The organism is Roseateles sp. DAIF2, from assembly GCF_015624425.1.
Classification (GTDB): domain Bacteria; phylum Pseudomonadota; class Gammaproteobacteria; order Burkholderiales; family Burkholderiaceae_C; genus Kinneretia.
This window is the reverse complement of record NZ_CP049919.1, coordinates 5,396,920-5,412,709: the sequence shown is the minus strand read 5'-3', so window position 1 is coordinate 5,412,709 and position 15,790 is coordinate 5,396,920. Positions and strand designations below refer to the sequence as shown.

14 protein-coding genes are annotated in these 15,790 nt (G+C 70.3%); 7 read left to right on the top strand and 7 right to left on the bottom strand.

Annotated elements, in window-relative coordinates:
- The first annotated feature begins 19 nt into the window (after nt 1-19).
- Nucleotides 20-265 (top strand): hypothetical protein, encoded by a 246-nt coding sequence (locus tag G8A07_RS24940; RefSeq protein ID WP_195794601.1) that lies wholly within the window; start codon nt 20-22, stop codon nt 263-265.
- 10 nt (nt 266-275) lie between these two features.
- Here the strand turns inward: G8A07_RS24940 and G8A07_RS24935 are convergent, their stop codons facing one another.
- Both G8A07_RS24935 and G8A07_RS24930 read right to left on the bottom strand, forming a co-directional pair.
- A complete protein-coding gene (locus G8A07_RS24935) occupies nt 276-1,895 on the bottom strand; it encodes an MORN repeat-containing protein (RefSeq protein WP_195794600.1) in 1,620 nt (539 codons plus the stop codon).
- A complete protein-coding gene (locus G8A07_RS24930) occupies nt 1,892-3,256 on the bottom strand; it encodes a hypothetical protein (RefSeq protein ID WP_195794599.1) in 1,365 nt (454 codons plus the stop codon). The genes G8A07_RS24935 and G8A07_RS24930 overlap by 4 nt, the downstream gene beginning before the upstream one ends.
- 183 nt (nt 3,257-3,439) lie before the next feature.
- On the opposite strand from G8A07_RS24930, the gene G8A07_RS24925 reads away from it, so the two are divergent.
- Both G8A07_RS24925 and G8A07_RS24920 read left to right on the top strand, forming a co-directional pair.
- Nucleotides 3,440-4,303 (top strand): alpha/beta hydrolase, encoded by an 864-nt coding sequence (locus G8A07_RS24925; protein WP_195794598.1) that lies wholly within the window; start codon nt 3,440-3,442, stop codon nt 4,301-4,303.
- Between the two features lie 36 nt (nt 4,304-4,339).
- Complete coding sequence (locus G8A07_RS24920) at nt 4,340-5,815, top strand: M20 family metallopeptidase (RefSeq protein WP_195794597.1); 1,476 nt, start codon at nt 4,340-4,342, stop codon at nt 5,813-5,815.
- 92 nt (nt 5,816-5,907) lie between these two features.
- Here G8A07_RS24920 and pobA read toward each other — a convergent pair whose 3' ends face one another.
- The 5 genes from pobA to G8A07_RS24895 form a co-directional block, all read right to left on the bottom strand.
- Nucleotides 5,908-7,083, bottom strand: a complete 1,176-nt coding sequence (gene pobA / locus G8A07_RS24915; RefSeq protein WP_195794596.1) for a 4-hydroxybenzoate 3-monooxygenase — start codon at nt 7,081-7,083, stop codon at nt 5,908-5,910.
- A gap of 78 nt (nt 7,084-7,161) precedes the next feature.
- Complete coding sequence (locus tag G8A07_RS24910; RefSeq protein ID WP_195794595.1) at nt 7,162-8,001, bottom strand: IclR family transcriptional regulator C-terminal domain-containing protein; 840 nt, start codon at nt 7,999-8,001, stop codon at nt 7,162-7,164.
- Nucleotides 8,002-8,453: 452 nt separating this feature from the next.
- A complete protein-coding gene (gene pcaF, locus G8A07_RS24905; RefSeq protein WP_195794594.1) occupies nt 8,454-9,656 on the bottom strand; it encodes a 3-oxoadipyl-CoA thiolase in 1,203 nt (400 codons plus the stop codon).
- Nucleotides 9,657-9,689: 33 nt separating this feature from the next.
- Nucleotides 9,690-10,352: a 3-oxoacid CoA-transferase subunit B gene (locus G8A07_RS24900; RefSeq protein WP_195794593.1), complete on the bottom strand. Its 663-nt coding sequence runs from the start codon at nt 10,350-10,352 to the stop codon at nt 9,690-9,692.
- 2 nt (nt 10,353-10,354) lie between these two features.
- A complete protein-coding gene (locus G8A07_RS24895; protein ID WP_195794592.1) occupies nt 10,355-11,065 on the bottom strand; it encodes a 3-oxoacid CoA-transferase subunit A in 711 nt (236 codons plus the stop codon).
- 210 nt (nt 11,066-11,275) lie between these two features.
- Here G8A07_RS24895 and G8A07_RS24890 point away from each other — a divergent pair, with 210 nt between their 5' ends.
- The 4 genes from G8A07_RS24890 (at nt 11,276) to G8A07_RS24875 (ending at nt 15,727) form a co-directional block, all read left to right on the top strand.
- Nucleotides 11,276-12,559, top strand: a complete 1,284-nt coding sequence (locus tag G8A07_RS24890; RefSeq protein ID WP_195794591.1) for an HD-GYP domain-containing protein — start codon at nt 11,276-11,278, stop codon at nt 12,557-12,559.
- The gene (locus tag G8A07_RS24885; RefSeq protein WP_249937134.1) at nt 12,556-14,685 is read left to right on the top strand and encodes a bifunctional diguanylate cyclase/phosphodiesterase; all 2,130 of its coding nucleotides are present in this window, start codon (nt 12,556-12,558) and stop codon (nt 14,683-14,685) included. The genes G8A07_RS24890 and G8A07_RS24885 overlap by 4 nt, the downstream gene beginning before the upstream one ends.
- Nucleotides 14,686-14,759: 74 nt before the next feature.
- Complete coding sequence (locus tag G8A07_RS24880; protein WP_249937133.1) at nt 14,760-15,080, top strand: DUF1840 domain-containing protein; 321 nt, start codon at nt 14,760-14,762, stop codon at nt 15,078-15,080.
- Nucleotides 15,080-15,727, top strand: a complete 648-nt coding sequence (locus tag G8A07_RS24875; protein ID WP_195794589.1) for a histidine phosphatase family protein — start codon at nt 15,080-15,082, stop codon at nt 15,725-15,727. Before G8A07_RS24880 ends, G8A07_RS24875 begins: the two co-directional genes overlap by 1 nt.
- The last annotated feature ends 63 nt before the right edge of the window (nt 15,728-15,790 follow it).

The window sequence follows — 15,790 nt, the reverse complement described above, 5'->3', positions numbered from 1 at the left end:
CCATCCCTGGGAGACTGCCATGCTCAGCCCACCCGCCCGGTATCTGGTGCTGATCGATGCCGCGGGCGCCATGACCGCCCGCCTGTTCGATGCGCAGCTGCGCCACCTGATGGATTTCGATGCCAGCACCGAGGAGGTGCCGGTGATGCTGGCCGGCCTGACGCCGGAGCGGGACGGCGCCACCGCCTCGCGCTGGGACCGCGCGCTGGCCGGTCACAACGAGCAGGAGCGGCGCGAGGCCCAGGTCTATGCCCTGAGCGTCTGAGCGGCCGCCCTCAGGACGGCTTGCGCGTCAGCGTGCCGTCCTCGGTCGGGGCGTCGTCGCGGAACTCGCCCTCCCAGCGATCGCCATTGGCCCAGATGAACAGGCCGCGGCCATGCTTGCGGCCGGCCGTCCAGGCGCCGACATAGCGGTCGCCCGAGCTCCAGGCATAACTGCCCTGACCCTGGCTGTGGCCCTGTTCGAACTGACCCTCGTAGCTGCCGCCGTCGCTGAACAGCAGCCGGCCCTTGCCATGCGGCCGGCCGTCGGCGACCTCGCCCTCGTACTGGTTGCCGTTGGCGAAGCGCAGCCGGCCGCGGCCCTGCGGCTTGTCGCGCTGCCAGTCGCCGTCGAAGACCTGGCCGTCGGACCATTCGTAGCGGCCGCGGCCATGCGGCACGCCCTGGCTCAGGCGGCCGCGGTAACGATCGCCGCGGGCATAGACCATCTCGCCCTCGCCCTCGGGCACGCCATCCAGCACCTGGCCCTCGAAGCGATCGCCATTGGCGAAACGCAGCTGGCCGCGGCCGCTGGGCCGGTCTTCCTGCCACTCGCCCTTGTAGCGCTGGCCGTTGGCCCAGACCAGCTCGCCCTGGCCGTGCCGCCGGCTGCGCAGCAGCGCGCCCTCGTAGACATCGCCATTGGACCATTCGACCCGCCCGGTGCCGCTGACGACCTGGCCGGCCTCGCGCACGAACAGGCCCTTGTAGCGGGTGTCACCGGCGCGCACATCGATCTCGCGCGGCGCTTCCGTGATGGGTGTTGCCGGCGCGGCCGGAGCCGCGGCCACTGCCGCGACGGGGGCGGGCTTGGTGGGAGAGGGCTCGGCCGCGGGGGCAGGTCTTGCCGCGGCGGCGGCGGTGGCCGGCGGCGGCACCCAGGGTGTGCCGCGCTCGCGCGCCAGCGCCTGGGCGTTGTTGCCGGCCAGCTCCAGCGCATTGCCCTTGCAGACGGTCATGGCCTCGCGCCATTGACCCTCGGCCTGCTGCGACAGCGCCTGCTTCTCGGCGGCCGGGCGCTCGGCGGCGGCGCGCAGCTTCTGGGTCTGCTCGCGCGCGCGCTCGAAGCGCGGCGCGCAGAACTCGGCGTTGTGCGCGTCGGTTTCGGATTGCTCGCGGCGCTTCAGCGCGACCTCCTTCTGCGAGCCGCTGCATTGCTCGGCGGCCAGGTCCCACATGGTCTCGGCCTTGCGGTAGAAGCTGCCGGCCTCGCCCCAGCGGCGCTCGCCGAAGGCCTGGCGCGCCAGCTCCTGCAACGCGCCGGCGTCGCGATGCGTGCCCTCGCAGAGCGCGCCAGCCTGCCGGCGCTCGGCCAGCGCCAGGCGCAGCTTCTCGTTGTCGGCACCATGGCGCTGCGCGCGTTCGCGCGCGCGGCCCTCGCAGCCGGCGATCGCGGTGTGCCAGAGCTGCTGCACCTCGTCCAGCAGCCGGGCCTGCTGCTCCAGCGACGGCGGCGTGCCGCTGGCGCGCAGCTCGGCGCCCAAGGCGCGCGCGGTCAGTGCGCTGCAGCCGGGTGCGGCCTCGGGGGCCGAGGCAGCAGCGGCGGCCGGGGCCAGGTCTTGCGCGTGCAGCGAGGCGGCCAGCAGGGCGCCGGCCAGGCCGAGCAGGGTGGGGCGGTACTTCATCTTCATCATCGGGCGGCGGCGGGGGCGGGGGCGGAGGATTCGGCGGGGATCTCGAGCATCGCGTCGATCAGGCCGCGGGAGAAACGGCCGGCACCGGGATCGCTGCTGCTCTCGAAGGCAAAGGCCTCGGGCGCGGAGGCCAGCGGCATCGCGCCGAGCGCCAGCACCAGGTCCGCGGGCCTGAGGCCGCGCAGGATGGCCAGCACCTCGGGCTCCAGGCCCTGCGCGGCGGCCAACTTGTTGAGCGCCTCCAGGCGCTCGACGTCGAAGATCAGCGCATTGGCGCTCAGGCCGCGCTCGACCAGCTTCTGGTGCAGGGTGAAGCCGGCCAGCGGGTTGGCGCCGAGCCGGCCGGCGCGCTCGAAGGCCCAGCGGTCGGCGCGGTCGAACACGGTGGCGCCGATGCGGGCGATGCCGGTGAGGCTGCCGCGGTTGGCGGCGGCCTGCTGCATCGCGTCCAGCACCTGGGCCCTGCTGAGCTTCTGCGCGGCATCGGCCAGGCCCTCGCGGATGCGCTGCAGCGCCAGCGCGCGGCCCTGCTCGACCAGCTGCTGCTTCAGCAGCTCGCTGGCCACGCTGGCGGCGGCGCTCTTCGCGGCCTTGACCGCGGCATCGGCGGCCAGCGCCGCACCCTTCAGGCCGGAGGCCAGGGTCGCGAGGTTGTAGAGCGTGCCGGCGATGGAGCTGCCGTAGTGGTAGGTCTTCATGCGCGCGCCGCCTTCCTCCGACAGGCCCTGCGTCCACAGCACGGCCCACAGCGCCTCGTCGGCGCTGAGCTCGGCCTGCGTGATCTCCAGCGGATGCAGGCTCAGCAGCCAGTGGTAGTCCTGCAGCCGCGGCGTGTTGGGCGGGGCCAGCCGGGTGTAGCCGCGGCAGACCTCGAAGGGCGCGATGCTCAGGCTGCGGCCGCCCACCAGCTGCAGCGCGAAGGGCCGGCCGGCATCGCGCGCGGCGGCCAGCGCGGCCAGCATCTGCGTGCCGTCCTCGCTCTGCACGCCGGCCACGCGCAGCAGCTTGTCGCCCGGCTGCAGCGGCGCGCCCGGCGCGACGGCGACCACGCTCAGGCGCTCGTCCACGCCCAGCGCGCGCACCCAGGCGACGCGGTCGTTGTCGGACCAGCCCTGGCTGGTCGCGACCGCGAAGGGCAGCTCCCATTGGCGGTCGCAGTCGCGGTCCTGCAGCGCGGCGCTGCGCGCGATCGCGGGGCGCAGGCTGCGCTCACCGGCGCCATAGGCGTGGATCTGGCCCAGCAGCGCCGCATCGACCTGGCGACCGTCGTCGACGGTGTAGCGTGGCGGCGCGGCGCAGGCACCGAGCAGCAGGGCAAAGCCGAGCGCCAGCAGCCGGGCGAGGGGAGGGGCGGACCTCATGGTGGCGGCCAGTTTAGGGCGCCGGTCGCACGCCGCGGCGATCTGCGGACGGCCGCGGCGTGGCGCTGTTCACGCAAGCCTCGGGGGTTTGCCGTAACCAAATGTGGGGACGCTTTTGCGTACTTTCACCGACCGGGGAAGTCCCGGGCCGGCGCCCTCGGAGCGCTCCCTACACTGGTCGGCATGCGAACCCTGAGAACCGATGACGGCCTGCCCTTGCATTGGCGGCAGTGGAGCCGCCCCGGTCCCGAGCCGGTGCGCGGCACGGTGCTGATCGTGCATGGGCTGGGCGAGCATATCGGCCGCTACGAGCATGTGGCGGCCCGGCTCAATGAATGGGGCTGGCATGTGGTGGGCCATGACCAGCGCGGCCACGGCGCCTCGGGCGGGCCGCGCGGCGACATCCCCGATGCCGAGCGTCTGCTGCGCGACCTGGCCCAGGTGATCGACGAACTGCGCGCCGACCCGCTGCTGGGCGCGGGCCCGCTGGTGCTCTTGGGCCACAGCATGGGCGGGCTGGTGGCGGCGCGCTTCGTCGCCGGCGGCCTGGCGCTGGGCAATGGCGGCGTGCTGCCGGCCTGGTTCCGGCCGGTCGATGCGCTGGTGCTGAGCTCGCCGGCGCTGGACCCGGGCATGTCGGGCTTCCAGAAGCTGCTGCTGAGCGTGGCGCTGCCGCTGCTGCCGCATCTGGCGGTGGGCAACGGCCTGAAGCCGGGCTGGGTCTCGCGCGAGGCCGCGGTGGTGAACGCCTACCGCAACGATCCGCTGGTGCATGACCGGGTCACGCCGCGCCTGGCCGGCATGATCGCCGAGGCCGGCCCCGAAGTGCTGGACCGAGCCGCGCATTGGGTGCTGCCGACCCTGCTGCTGTGGGCCGGCAGCGACCGCTGCGTCGATCCCGAGGGCAGCGAGACCTTCGCCGCGGAGGCGCCCAAGGCGGTGCTGCAGTCCCATTGCTTCGAGCGCCTGTACCACGAGCTGTTCAACGAGCCGGAGCGCGAACAGGTCTTCGCCCGGCTGCAGGCCTGGCTGAACGACCGGTTTTAGAATCGGCCTTCCCCTGCCACAAGCCGGAAGACCACCATGAATGCACGCGATCCCGCGCTGCCGCTGCAGCCCGATGAAGCCACCGCCCTGGGTCAGTACGCCGCGCGCGTCTGGGACGAGGAAATCGTTCCCGCGCTGACCGACTACATCGCCATCCCGGCGAAGAGCCCGATGTTCGACGCCGACTGGGCCAAGAACGGGCATATCGAGAAGGTGCTGCGCGACGCGGCCAGCTGGGTCGAGAGCAAGAAGGTCGCGGGCCTGAAGCTCGAGGTGGTGCGCATCGAGGGTCGCACGCCGGTGATCTTCTTCGAGGTGCCGGCCACCAAGGCCGGGTCGGACGACACCATCGTGGTCTACGGCCACCTGGACAAGCAGCCCGAGTTCAACGGCTGGCGCAGCGACCTCGGTCCCTGGACGCCCAAGTACGAGAACGGCCTGCTTTACGGCCGCGGCGGCGCCGACGACGGCTATGCGGTCTACGCCTCGCTGACCGCGATCATGGCGCTGGACCGCCAGGGCATCCCGCGCCCGCGCTGCGTCGGCATCATCGAGACCTGCGAGGAAAGCGGCTCCTACGATCTGCCGGCCTATATCGACGTGCTGAATGAGCGGCTGGGCAAGGTCTCGCTGGTGGTCTGCCTGGATTCGGGCGCCGGCAACTACGAGCAGCTGTGGCTGACCACCTCGCTGCGCGGCATGGTCTCGGGCGTGCTGAAGGTCGAGGTGCTGACCGAGGGCATCCACTCGGGCGACGCCTCGGGCCTGGTGCCCTCGAGCTTCCGCATCCTGCGTCAGGTGCTGGACCGGCTGGAGGATTCCAAGACCGGGCGCCTGCTGCCCGACAGCTTCCATTGCGAGATCCCGGGCAACCGCGTCGACCAGGCGCGCGCCACCGCCGAGATCCTGAAGGACGAGGTCTGGAAGCGCTACCCCTGGGCCTGCGGCGCCGATGGCGGCAATGTGCTGCCGGTGACGCAGGATCCGGTCGAGGCGCTGCTGAACCGCACCTGGCGACCGACCCTGTCGATCACCGGCGTCGACGGCTTCCCGGAGCTGAAGAGCGCCGGCAATGTGCTGCGCCCCTTCACCGCCTTCAAGCTCTCGCTGCGCCTGCCGCCGCTGGTGGATGGCAACGAGGCCGCGCTGCGGCTGAAGGCGCTGCTGGAGGACAACGCGCCCTACAACGCCAAGGTCACCTTCGTGCCGGACGGCCGCGCCGGCGCCTATGGCGCGACCGGCTGGAACACGCCGGAGCTGAGCCCCTGGTTGAGCACCGCGCTGAACGAGGCCAGCCAGGCCCAGTTCGGCGCGCCGGTCGGCTTCATCGGCCAGGGCGGCACGATCCCGCTGATGAGCATGCTGCAGAAGGGCTTCCCGCAGGCGCAGATGATGGTCTGCGGCGTGCTGGGTCCGAAGAGCAATGCCCATGGCCCGAACGAGTTCCTGCATGTGCCCTATGGCAAGCGCCTGACCGCCGCCGTGGCGCAGGTGATGGCGGCGCATCCTTGACCCACCCCCTACGCGCTGCGCGCGCCCCCTCAAGGGGCGCGCCCGCAGGCCCGGTAGAGCCGGATCCTCGGGCTCCGCTGGGTGAAGAGGATTCAGTTCAAGGATTGACCGACGTAGCCCTCGGCCAGCACGGTCTGGGCCGCGCGCGAGCTGAAGAGATGCTCCAGCTCGGCCTGCTGGATCCGCTGGTCGAAGCCGTTGTGGTCGGGGAAGTGATGCAGCAGCCGCGTCATGCCCCATGAGAAGCGCTCGGCGCGCCAGACGCGCCGCAGCGCCTGCTCCGAGTAGCGCGCCAGCGCGGACTCACCCTGGCCGCGGTAATGGTCGATGAAGGCCTGCGCCAGATCGCGCGCATCGGCGGCCGCCAGATTCATGCCCTTGGCGCCGGTCGGCGGCACCAGATGGCCGGCGTCGCCGGCCAGGAACAGGCGGCCGAAGCGCAGCGGCTCGGCCACATAGCTGCGCAGCGGCATGATGCTCTTCTCCAGCGAGGGCGCCGGGCGCAGCGCCGCGGCGGTGGCCGGGTCCAGGCGCGCATGCAGCTCGTCCCAGAATCGGCCGTCGCTCCATTGCTCGACCTTGTCGCTCAGGCTGCATTGCAGATAGCAGCGCACGCGCGAGCGGCCGCGCATGCTGCACAGCGCGAAGCCGCGCTCATGCTGGGCATAGACCAGCTCCTCGTGCGGCGGCGTGGCGTCGGCCAGCACGCCCAGCCAGCCGAAGGGATAGCCGCGCTCGAAGCAGCGGTAGGCGCGCGTCGGCACGCTGGCACGGGCGATGCCGTGGAAGCCATCGCAGCCGGCGATGAAGTCGCAGGCCAGCTCGTGCGACTGGCCGAGGCGCTGGTAGCGCAGATAGGGGCGTTCGCCGTCGAAGTCGTGCAGGCTCAGCTGCTCGGTCTGGAAATGGGTCGGCAGCCCGGCCGCAGCGCGCGCGCTCATCAGGTCGCGGGTCAGCTCGTTCTGGCCGTAGACCAGCACCGACTGGCCGCTCAGGCCCTGCAGATCGAGGCGGTGGCGCTGGCCGCCGAAGCTGATCGCGATGCCCGCGTGGATCAGCGCGTCGCGGCGCATCGCGCCGCCCAGGCCCAGCTCGTCGATCAGCGCGGCGGTGCCGGGCTCCAGGATGCCGGCGCGCATGCGGGCCAGCACCTCGTCGCTGCTGTGCAGCTCCAGCACCTGGTTGGCAATGCCCGCCTTGTGCAGCAGGGCCCCCAGCAGCAGTCCCGCGGGGCCGGCGCCAATGATGGCGACCTGTGTACGTTGCATCCGTCCTCCCTTGCATCGGCGCAAGGGGGCCAGCTTGCCACCGCCTCAGGGCGGTGGGCACCGCAAGGTCTTACAGCTTCAGAGCAGCATGCGCAGATGCGCCTGGGCCTGCAGCAGCGGCGGCAGGCAATGCTCGACCAGCTGGTCCATGCTCATGCGCGAGGCATGCACGCTGATGTTCATCGCCGCGACGATGTCGCCGCGGTAGTTCTTCAGCGGCACGGCCACGGTGCGCAGGCCCAGCTCCAGCTCCTGGTCGATGCAGGCGTAGCCAAGGGCGCGGGCGCGGGCGATCTCGATGCGCAGGCGCTCGGGATGGGTGACGGTATGCGGGGTCAGCGGCGTCAGTTCCTGGCGCGCGATCCAGGCGTCGACATCGGCCTGCGGCAGGGCCGACAGCAGCACGCGGCCATTGCCTGAGCAATGGGCCGGCACGCGGGTGCCGGGCTGCAGGGTCGGGGAGACCACGCGGCCGGCGCTGGTGGCGGCGATGCAGATCACATCGTTGCCGTCCAGCACGCCGGCGGAGCTGGCTTCCTTCAGCGCATATGCCAGCTTGTGCAGCTCGGGCTCGACGATGCGCGGCAGGCGGGCCGAATGCATATAGCTCTGGCCCAGGCGCAGCACCTTGGGCGTCAGCGCGAACATCTTGCGGTCCTGCGAGACAAAGCCCAGGTGGGTCAGGGTCAGCAGGTAGCGGCGCGCGGCGGCGCGGGTCAGGCCGGTGCGGGCCGCGACCTCGGAGATGGTCAGGCGCGGACGTTCCTGGTCGAAGGCCTCGATCACCGCCAGGCCCTTTTCCAGGCCGGCGACCAGGTCGCGTTTTAGCGGGCCGGTGCTTTCGCTGCCGGTGGAGGCGGAGGTGGGAAGCGGGGCCGCAAGGGCGGCCAGGTCATCGAGTGCGCGGGCTGCAGACATGGCGTATTGGTGCGTTAGGCGCCCAAATATGCAGGGCGCAAGCCGGGAAAACACTGACTATAGGGAGCGCAAAACGCGCTGTCCAAGCAAATTCACCCTATTTGAGCGATATGCGCACATTTGTGCACCTTGGTGGTGCATTCTGAGTACAGCAGCCCCCACGGCCTGGAGCAGGCGGGTGTGCGATGCGTGGGTGGGCGAAAACTGGCTATTCAGAGCGGCTTTGGTACGAATTTGCGCGGTACGTAGTACCACTTACGAACCTGTGCCTTGGATTCGTGCTGTATATGTGCGCTATGCGTCATTAGTCTGGATCCAGTATCCCACGCATCGCCCAGACTCGATCGCCTTTACGCCGGCTTTACGATGACAAAAACTCAGTGAACACTGAGTTTTTGTCATAGGCCAGGCCGCTATTGCACCGTTGTGGTGCAATAGCGGCCTGGCTGGCCTCAGACCCGTTCGACGATCAGCGCAATGCCCTGGCCCACGCCGATACACATGGTGCACAGCGCATAGCGGCCGCCGCTGCGGTGTAGCTGATTGACGGCCGTCGTGACCAGGCGCGCGCCGCTGGCGCCCAGCGGATGGCCCAGCGCGATCGCGCCGCCGTTCGGATTGACGCGGGCATCGTCGTCGGCCAGTCCGAGCTCGCGCAGCACCGCCAGGCCCTGGGCCGCGAAGGCCTCGTTGAGCTCGATCACGTCCATCTGCGCCAGCGTCAGTCCGGTCTGGGCCAGCACCTTGCGGGTGGCGGGGGCCGGGCCGATGCCCATGATGCGCGGCGCGACGCCGGCGGTGGCCATGCCGACCACGCGGGCGCGCGGCGTCAGGCCATGGCGCGCGGCCGCGGCCTCGCCGGCCAGGATCAGCGCGCAGGCGCCGTCGTTGACGCCGGAGGCATTGCCGGCGGTGACCGAGCCGTCCGGCCTGACGACACCCTTCAGCCGGGCCAGCGCTTCCAGGCTGGTTTCGCGCGGGTGCTCGTCCTTCGCGACCACGATAGCCTCGCCCTTCTTCTGGGCGATCGTCACCGGCGTGATCTCGGCGTCGAAGAAGCCGGCCTGCTGCGCGGCCACCGCCTTCAGCTGGCTGGCCAGGGCCATGCGGTCCTGGGCTGCGCGCTCGATCTTGAAGTCGGCGGCGACGTTCTCGGCGGTCTCCGGCATCGAGTCGACGCCGTACTGTTCCTTCATCAGCTTGTTGATGAAGCGCCAGCCGATCGTCGTGTCATAGACTGCGTTGGCGCGCGAGAAGGCGCTGTCGGCCTTCGGCATCACGAAGGGGGCGCGGCTCATGCTCTCGACGCCGCCGGCGATCATCAGCTGGGCCTCGCCGGCGCGGATCGCGCGGGCGGCGCTGCCGATCGCGTCCATGCCCGAGCCGCACAGGCGGTTGAGCGTCGCGCCCGGCACCGCGATCGGCAGACCGGCCAGCAGCGCGGCCATGCGGGCGACGTTGCGGTTGTCCTCGCCGGCCTGGTTGGCGCAGCCGTACAGCACGTCGTCGACGGCCTCCCAGTCGACCTTGGTATGGCGCGCCATCAGCGCGCGCAGCGGGATCGCGCCCAGGTCGTCGGCACGCACCGAGGACAGGGCGCCGCCGTAGCGGCCGAAGGGGGTGCGCAGCGCGTCGCAGATGAAGGCTTGGCTCATGGAAGGGTCTCCGTGATGGTTTGTGGAATTGATTCAGTCGTGGGCGGCCAGCAGCGACTGGCCGGTCAGGCGTTCGAGGGCGGCCAGGTCCAGGCCGTCGACCCGGTCCAGCACCCGCAGGCCGGCGGGGGTGATCTCAAACACCGCGAGGTCGGTATAGATGCGGCCGACGCAGCGCGGCGCGGTCAGCGGATAGCTGCAGTCGGCGACGATCTTGCTGCTGCCGTCCTTGCCCAGCAGCTCCATCATCACGAAGGTCTGCTTGGCGCCGATCGCCAGGTCCATCGCACCGCCGACCGCGGGGATCGCGTCGGGCGCGCCGGTATGCCAGTTGGCCAGATCGCCGCGCACCGAGACCTGGAAGGCGCCCAGCACGCAGATGTCCAGATGGCCGCCGCGCATCATCGCGAAGCTGTCGGCATGGTGGAAGAAGGCCGCGCCGGGGCGCAGGGTCACCGGCTGCTTGCCGGCATTGATCAGGTCGTAATCCTCCTGCCCGGCCGGCGGCGGTGGGCCCATGCCCAGCACGCCGTTCTCGCTGTGCAGGATCACCTCGCGCCCGGCCGGGATCTGGGCCGCGACCAGGGTCGGCAGGCCGATGCCCAGGTTGACCACCGCGCCCTCGGGAATGTCCCGGGCGACGCGCGCGGCCATCTGCTCGCGGGTCCATCGGCCGTGGGTCGTCGTGCTGCTCATCGTCAGGCTCCCGGCTTGTTGCTGAAAAAACCGCCGCCGCTGGTGGTTCGGCGTTCGATCTTCACCAGCCGTTGCACGAAGATGCCCGGCGTGACGATCTGCTCAGGGTCCAGCCCGCCCAGCGGCAGCAGCTCGTGCACGCTGGCCACCGTGGTCTTGGCGGCCATCGCCATGATGGGGCCGAAGTTGCGGGCGGTCATCCGGTAGCTCAGATTGCCCCAGCGGTCGCCGCACTCGGCCTTGATCAGCGCGAAGTCGGCATGGATTGGGTACTCCAGCACCTGGCCGCGGCCGTCGATGATGCGGGTCTCCTTGCCCTCGGCCAACGCGGTGCCATAGCCGGTCGGCGTGAAGAAGGCGCCGATGCCGGCGCCGGCGGCGCGGATGCGCTCGGCCAGATTGCCCTGCGGCACCAGCTCCAACTCGATCCTGCCGCTTCTATATAAGGCATCGAAATGATGCGAATCGGCCTGGCGCGGAAAGCTGCAGATGATCTTACGCACCCGCCCGGCGGCCAGCAGGGCCGCCAGGCCGGTGTCGCCATTGCCGGCGTTGTTGTTCACCACGACCAGCTCGCGGGCACCCTGGTTCAGCAGGGCCCGGATCAGCTCGTCCGGCAGGCCCGCGGTGCCGAAGCCGCCGATCATCACCGTGGCACCGTCGGGCACATCGCGCAGCGCGGCGGCGGGGCTGTCGAGCTGTTTGTCGATCATAGTGAACTGTTCAAATATAGAACTTGAGTTCTGAAAAAGAACATGCTACGGGCGACCTTCATCGGCGGTCAAGCCAATCCCGTGACAATTCGCACATGAAAGTAGTTGTATCAATGCGCAAATTTCTACAAGGGCTGTTTTACTTAAGTTACGCAGCGATCGTGCCGATGCTGCTGCCGAGGGCGCCTCAAAAAAGGGCGTAGGAAAACAATGAAGGACAGAACTGCAGATCCTTTGATCGATGTGGGCCAGCTGAAGGTGGGAATGTTCATCCACCTGGATCTGGGCTGGATGTCGCATCCCTTTCCGCTCAGCAGTTTCAAGCTGAGTTCGGAGGATCAATTGCTGGTGCTGCGGCGGCTCGGCCTGAAGCAGGTGCGCTGGAGCCCGGGCCGCAGCGATCTGCAGCTGGACGCCGCGCCGCTGCCGGGCGCCCCCGCGGCCGAGGTGATCGAAGTGCCGACCGCGCTGACGCCGGAGCAACTGGCCCGCGAGGCCCACAAGCGCGCGCTCGCCGCGCAGCGCGAGGCGCTGGCCCTGTGCGAGCGCCAGTACGGCGAGGCCGCCAGCGCTTTCCGCGAGCTGATGGACCTGCTGCCGCGCGAGCCGGTGAATTCGCGTGACCAGTCGATCGCGCTGACCTCCGCGCTGCTGGACAAGATGCTGATCGAGGGTGACCTCAACATCCGCCTGCTCAACGAGGGGGCGGGCGACCGCAGCACCGCCCATGCGCTGAACGTCTCGATCATCTCGTTGCTGCTGGGCCGGGCCTTCGGCCTGGGGCGCGACGAGATGATGGACCTGGGCGTCGGTGCGCTGCTGCACGACATCGGCAAGACCGAGCTGCCGGCGCGCGTGCGCAACCGCGACGACAGCTTCACGATGGCCGAGACCCAGCTCTACCAGCAGCATGTGCAGAAGGGCGTGGCGCTGGCCCAGGGCATGGGCCTGGCGCCCGGGCCGCTGCTGGTGATCGCCCAGCACCACGAGAACGCCGATGGCAGCGGTTTCCCGCAGCGCATCAATGTGGACCGGATGAGCGCGGCCTCGCGCATCGTCGCGCTGGTGAACCGTTTCGACGGGCTGTGCAACCCGCTGTTGGCCTCCAAGGCGATGACGCCGCACGAGGCCCTGTCGCTGATGTTCGCCCAGGGGCGCAACCGCTTCGACGCGACCATGCTGAATGCCTTCATCCGCATGATGGGTGTCTACCCGCCTGGCTCGGCGGTGCAGCTGACCGACGACCGCTACGCGCTGGTGGTGGCGGTCAACTCCTCGCGCCCGCTCAAGCCCAAGGTGATGGTGCATGACACCAAGGTGCCGCGCGACGAGGCGCTGATCCTGAACTTGGAAGAGCATCCCGACCTGGGCATCCGCCGCAGCCTGAAGCCGAACCTGCTGCCGCGCGCCTCGCTGGACTATCTGAGTCCGCGCACCCGCGTCGCCTACTTCTTCGAAAGCGCCGCGGCGCCGCTCGGGGAGATGGCGGCGTGAAGCCCGCCGCCATCGGCAGTACCTCCACCTTCCCGGTCGCGACGCGCTACCAGGCCCTGCTCGAAGGGCTGCAGGAGGCGGTCTGGCTGGTGGATGCGCGCACCCTGTGCGTGCTGGCCGTCAATGGCGCGGCGACGCAGCTGCTGGGTCTGACGCCGGAGCGGCTGATCGGCGCCAGCATGGAATCGCTGGCCAGTACCGCCGAGGATGTGCTGTTCTGGATGGAGGCCGGCGCCGGCTCGCGCGATGGCCTGTTCACCGACACCATGCTGCGCCGCGCCGATGGCCAGATGCTATGGGTGGCGCGCCGCATCAGCCATGTCGCGCTGCCCGACGGCGACGGCGTCTGGCTGGTCTCGATGCGCGACCAGAGCCGTCAGCGCCAGCATGACGAGGAGCGCGAATCGCTGCTGGCCGAGCTGAAGGCCACCCTGGAATCGACCGCCGACGGCATCCTGGTCTCCGACCTGGCCGGGCGCATGCGCAGCTTCAACCAGCGCTTCGCCTCGCTGTGGGGTCTGCCCGAGGATCTGCTGCTGGAGCGCAACGACGAGGCGGTGCAGGCCTGGATGCGGCGCAGCGTCGTGGACGGCGCGGCCTATGCGATGCGCCTGGCCGCGATCCAGGAGGCGCCGCTGCTGCAGACCAGCGACATCATCAAGCTGCTGGACGGGCGCGTGCTGGAGCGGGTCTCGCTGCCGCAATGGAGCCGCGGCCGGCCGATCGGCCGGGTCTATTCCTTCCGCGACCTGAGCGAGAAGCTGGCCGCCAGCCAACGCATCGAGGAGCTGTCGCATACCGACATGCTGACCGGCCTGCCAAACCGCCGCGCGCTGGCCGAGCGGGTCGACTATGCGCAGGCGATGGCGCGCCGCGAGAACAGCGCCTTCGCGCTGCTGAATGTCGACCTGGACCGCTTCAAGCAGATCAACGACACCCTGGGCCATTCCTATGGCGACCGGGTGCTGAAGGAAGTGGCGCAGCGTCTGAAGGAATGCCTGCGCGAGGTGGACACGGTGGCGCGCCTGGGCGGCGACGAGTTCGCGCTGCTGATCCACCAGGCCGATGCGCGCGGCGCCGAGCATGCCGCCAGGCGCGTGCAGGAGGCGATGGCCCGGCCCTTCAGCTTCGACACCCTGAGCTTCACCGTCACCTGCTCGATCGGCATCGCGCTGTTCCCCAGCGACGGCGCGGGCGCGGACGAGCTGATGGCCAGCGCCGAGCGGGCGATGCACTGGGTCAAGGAAAGCGGCCGCGGCACCTTCCGCTTCCACCAGCCGCGCAAGGACGTGGACCTGCTGTCGCGCATGCGCCTGGACCATGCGATGCGCCAGGCCCTGCTGGAAGGCCAGTTCCGCCTGCATTACCAGCCCCAGGTGGACCTGGGCAGCGGCCGGGTGATCGGCGCCGAGGCGCTGCTGCGCTGGCGCGACCCGCTGCGCGGCGAGATCTCGCCGGCCGAGTTCATCCCGGTCGCGGAGGAGAGCGGCTTCATCGTCGCGATCGGCGACTGGGTGCTGCGCCAGGCGGTGCAGCAGGCGGCCGATTGGCTGCGCCAGGGCCGGCGCATGCAGGTGGCGGTGAATGTCTCGGCGCTGCAGTTCCAGCAGAGCCAGTTCGTCGACAACGTGGCCCAGATCCTGAAGGCGGCGGGCCTGCCGCCCTCGCTGCTGGAGCTGGAGCTGACCGAATCGATCCTGCTGCGCGACGCCGAGGAGGCGCTGCACCGGCTGCAGGCCCTGTCCGAGCTGGGCGTGTGCATGTCGATCGACGACTTCGGCACCGGCTATTCCAGCCTCGGCTATCTGAAGCGCTTCCCGATCCAGCGCCTGAAGATCGACCGGAGCTTCGTCAAGGGCCTGCCGGCCGACGAGAGCGATGCCGGCATCGTCAATGCGGTGATCCAGATGGGCCGGGCGCTGCGCCTGCTGGTGATCGCCGAGGGCGTGGAGACCGAGGCGCAGCGCGACTTCCTGGCGCGCGCCGGCTGCCATGAATTCCAGGGCTTCCTGTTCGCGCCGGCGCTGGAGATCCGCGCCTTCGAGGACAAGGTCTGGCAGCCGCAGCTGCCGCCGCCCCGGCCGGCGATCTCGCCGGTGCGCCTGGTGCGCGGCAAGGCGGCCTGAACGGCCGAGCGCAGGGCGCCGCCTCCGCTGCCGGCACAATGGCGCCGGTATCGAGCAAAGAGGTGATGGCCGTGATGTACAAGTTCAGATCCAAGGACAGCGCCGATGTGATCATGCTCGGCGCGACCGGCGAGCAGATCCTGCGCCTGATCGGCAAGGAACCGGCGCCGCAGGGCATCGTTACCCAGGCTCAACTGGCCGGCGCGATCTCCGCGCTGGAACAGGCGGTGGCCGAGGACGAGGCCACCTTCGCGCGCCTGCAGGCCGACGCCGAGGCTGCGGGCGAACCGGCGCCGCGGCGTCAGGGCATCACCCTGCGCCAGCGCGCCTGGCCCCTGCTGGAGCTGATGCGCAGCGCGCTGCGCGGCGGGCATGACTTGCTCTGGGGCAATTGATGGGTCTGGACAGCGTCACCACCATCCTGGCGATCCGCCATGGCGAAACCACCTGGAACCGCGCCAGCCGCATCCAGGGGCATACCGACATCCCCCTGAGCGAACTGGGCCTGGCCCAGGCGCGGCGGCTCGGCCAGGCCCTGGCGGGCGAGGCGATCGACGTCATCTATTCCAGCGACCTGGTGCGCGCCTGGCAGACCGCCGAGGCGGTGGCCGCCGTCGCCGGGCTGGTGCCGCTGGCCGAGCCGGGCCTGCGCGAGCGCGGCTTCGGCCGCTTCGAAGGGCTGACCTGGAGCGAGATCGAGACGCAATGGCCCGAGCAGAGCCAGCGCTGGCGCCGCCGCGATCCGGAGTTCGCGGCCGAGGGCGGCGAGGCGCTGCAGGACTTCTATGCGCGGGCGGTCGGCACCGTCGAGCGCCTGGCCCGCGACAACCCCGGCAAGACCCTGGTCGTCGTGGCCCATGGCGGGGTGATGGACTGCCTCTACCGCGCCGGCCGGCGCCTGGAACTGCAGGCGCCGCGCAGCTGGACCCTGGGCAACGCAACCATCAATCGGCTGCTCTACACCCCGGCCGGCTTCAGCGTCGTCGGCTGGAACGACGACCTGCATCTGGAAGGCCTGAGCCTGGACGAGAGCGCGGCCTGAAAGGGTTTTGGGGACGGTCCGGATAGCAAGAAGGGGGCGCTGGCAAGTGCGGATCCGCACCCT

Excerpts from the sequence above, each read along its gene's own strand:
- G8A07_RS24940 (WP_195794601.1), top strand. The coding sequence starts at position 20 with ATGCTCAGCCCACCCGCCCGGTATCTGGTGCTGATCGATGCCGCGGGC.
- G8A07_RS24935 (WP_195794600.1), bottom strand. The coding sequence starts at position 1,895 with ATGATGAAGATGAAGTACCGCCCCACCCTGCTCGGCCTGGCCGGCGCC.
- G8A07_RS24930 (WP_195794599.1), bottom strand. The coding sequence starts at position 3,256 with ATGAGGTCCGCCCCTCCCCTCGCCCGGCTGCTGGCGCTCGGCTTTGCC.
- G8A07_RS24925 (WP_195794598.1), top strand. The coding sequence starts at position 3,440 with ATGCGAACCCTGAGAACCGATGACGGCCTGCCCTTGCATTGGCGGCAG.
- G8A07_RS24920 (WP_195794597.1), top strand. The coding sequence starts at position 4,340 with ATGAATGCACGCGATCCCGCGCTGCCGCTGCAGCCCGATGAAGCCACC.
- pobA (WP_195794596.1), bottom strand. The coding sequence starts at position 7,083 with ATGCAACGTACACAGGTCGCCATCATTGGCGCCGGCCCCGCGGGACTG.
- G8A07_RS24910 (WP_195794595.1), bottom strand. The coding sequence starts at position 8,001 with ATGTCTGCAGCCCGCGCACTCGATGACCTGGCCGCCCTTGCGGCCCCG.
- pcaF (WP_195794594.1), bottom strand. The coding sequence starts at position 9,656 with ATGAGCCAAGCCTTCATCTGCGACGCGCTGCGCACCCCCTTCGGCCGC.
- G8A07_RS24900 (WP_195794593.1), bottom strand. The coding sequence starts at position 10,352 with ATGAGCAGCACGACGACCCACGGCCGATGGACCCGCGAGCAGATGGCC.
- G8A07_RS24895 (WP_195794592.1), bottom strand. The coding sequence starts at position 11,065 with ATGATCGACAAACAGCTCGACAGCCCCGCCGCCGCGCTGCGCGATGTG.
- G8A07_RS24890 (WP_195794591.1), top strand. The coding sequence starts at position 11,276 with ATGAAGGACAGAACTGCAGATCCTTTGATCGATGTGGGCCAGCTGAAG.
- G8A07_RS24880 (WP_249937133.1), top strand. The coding sequence starts at position 14,760 with ATGTACAAGTTCAGATCCAAGGACAGCGCCGATGTGATCATGCTCGGC.
- G8A07_RS24875 (WP_195794589.1), top strand. The coding sequence starts at position 15,080 with ATGGGTCTGGACAGCGTCACCACCATCCTGGCGATCCGCCATGGCGAA.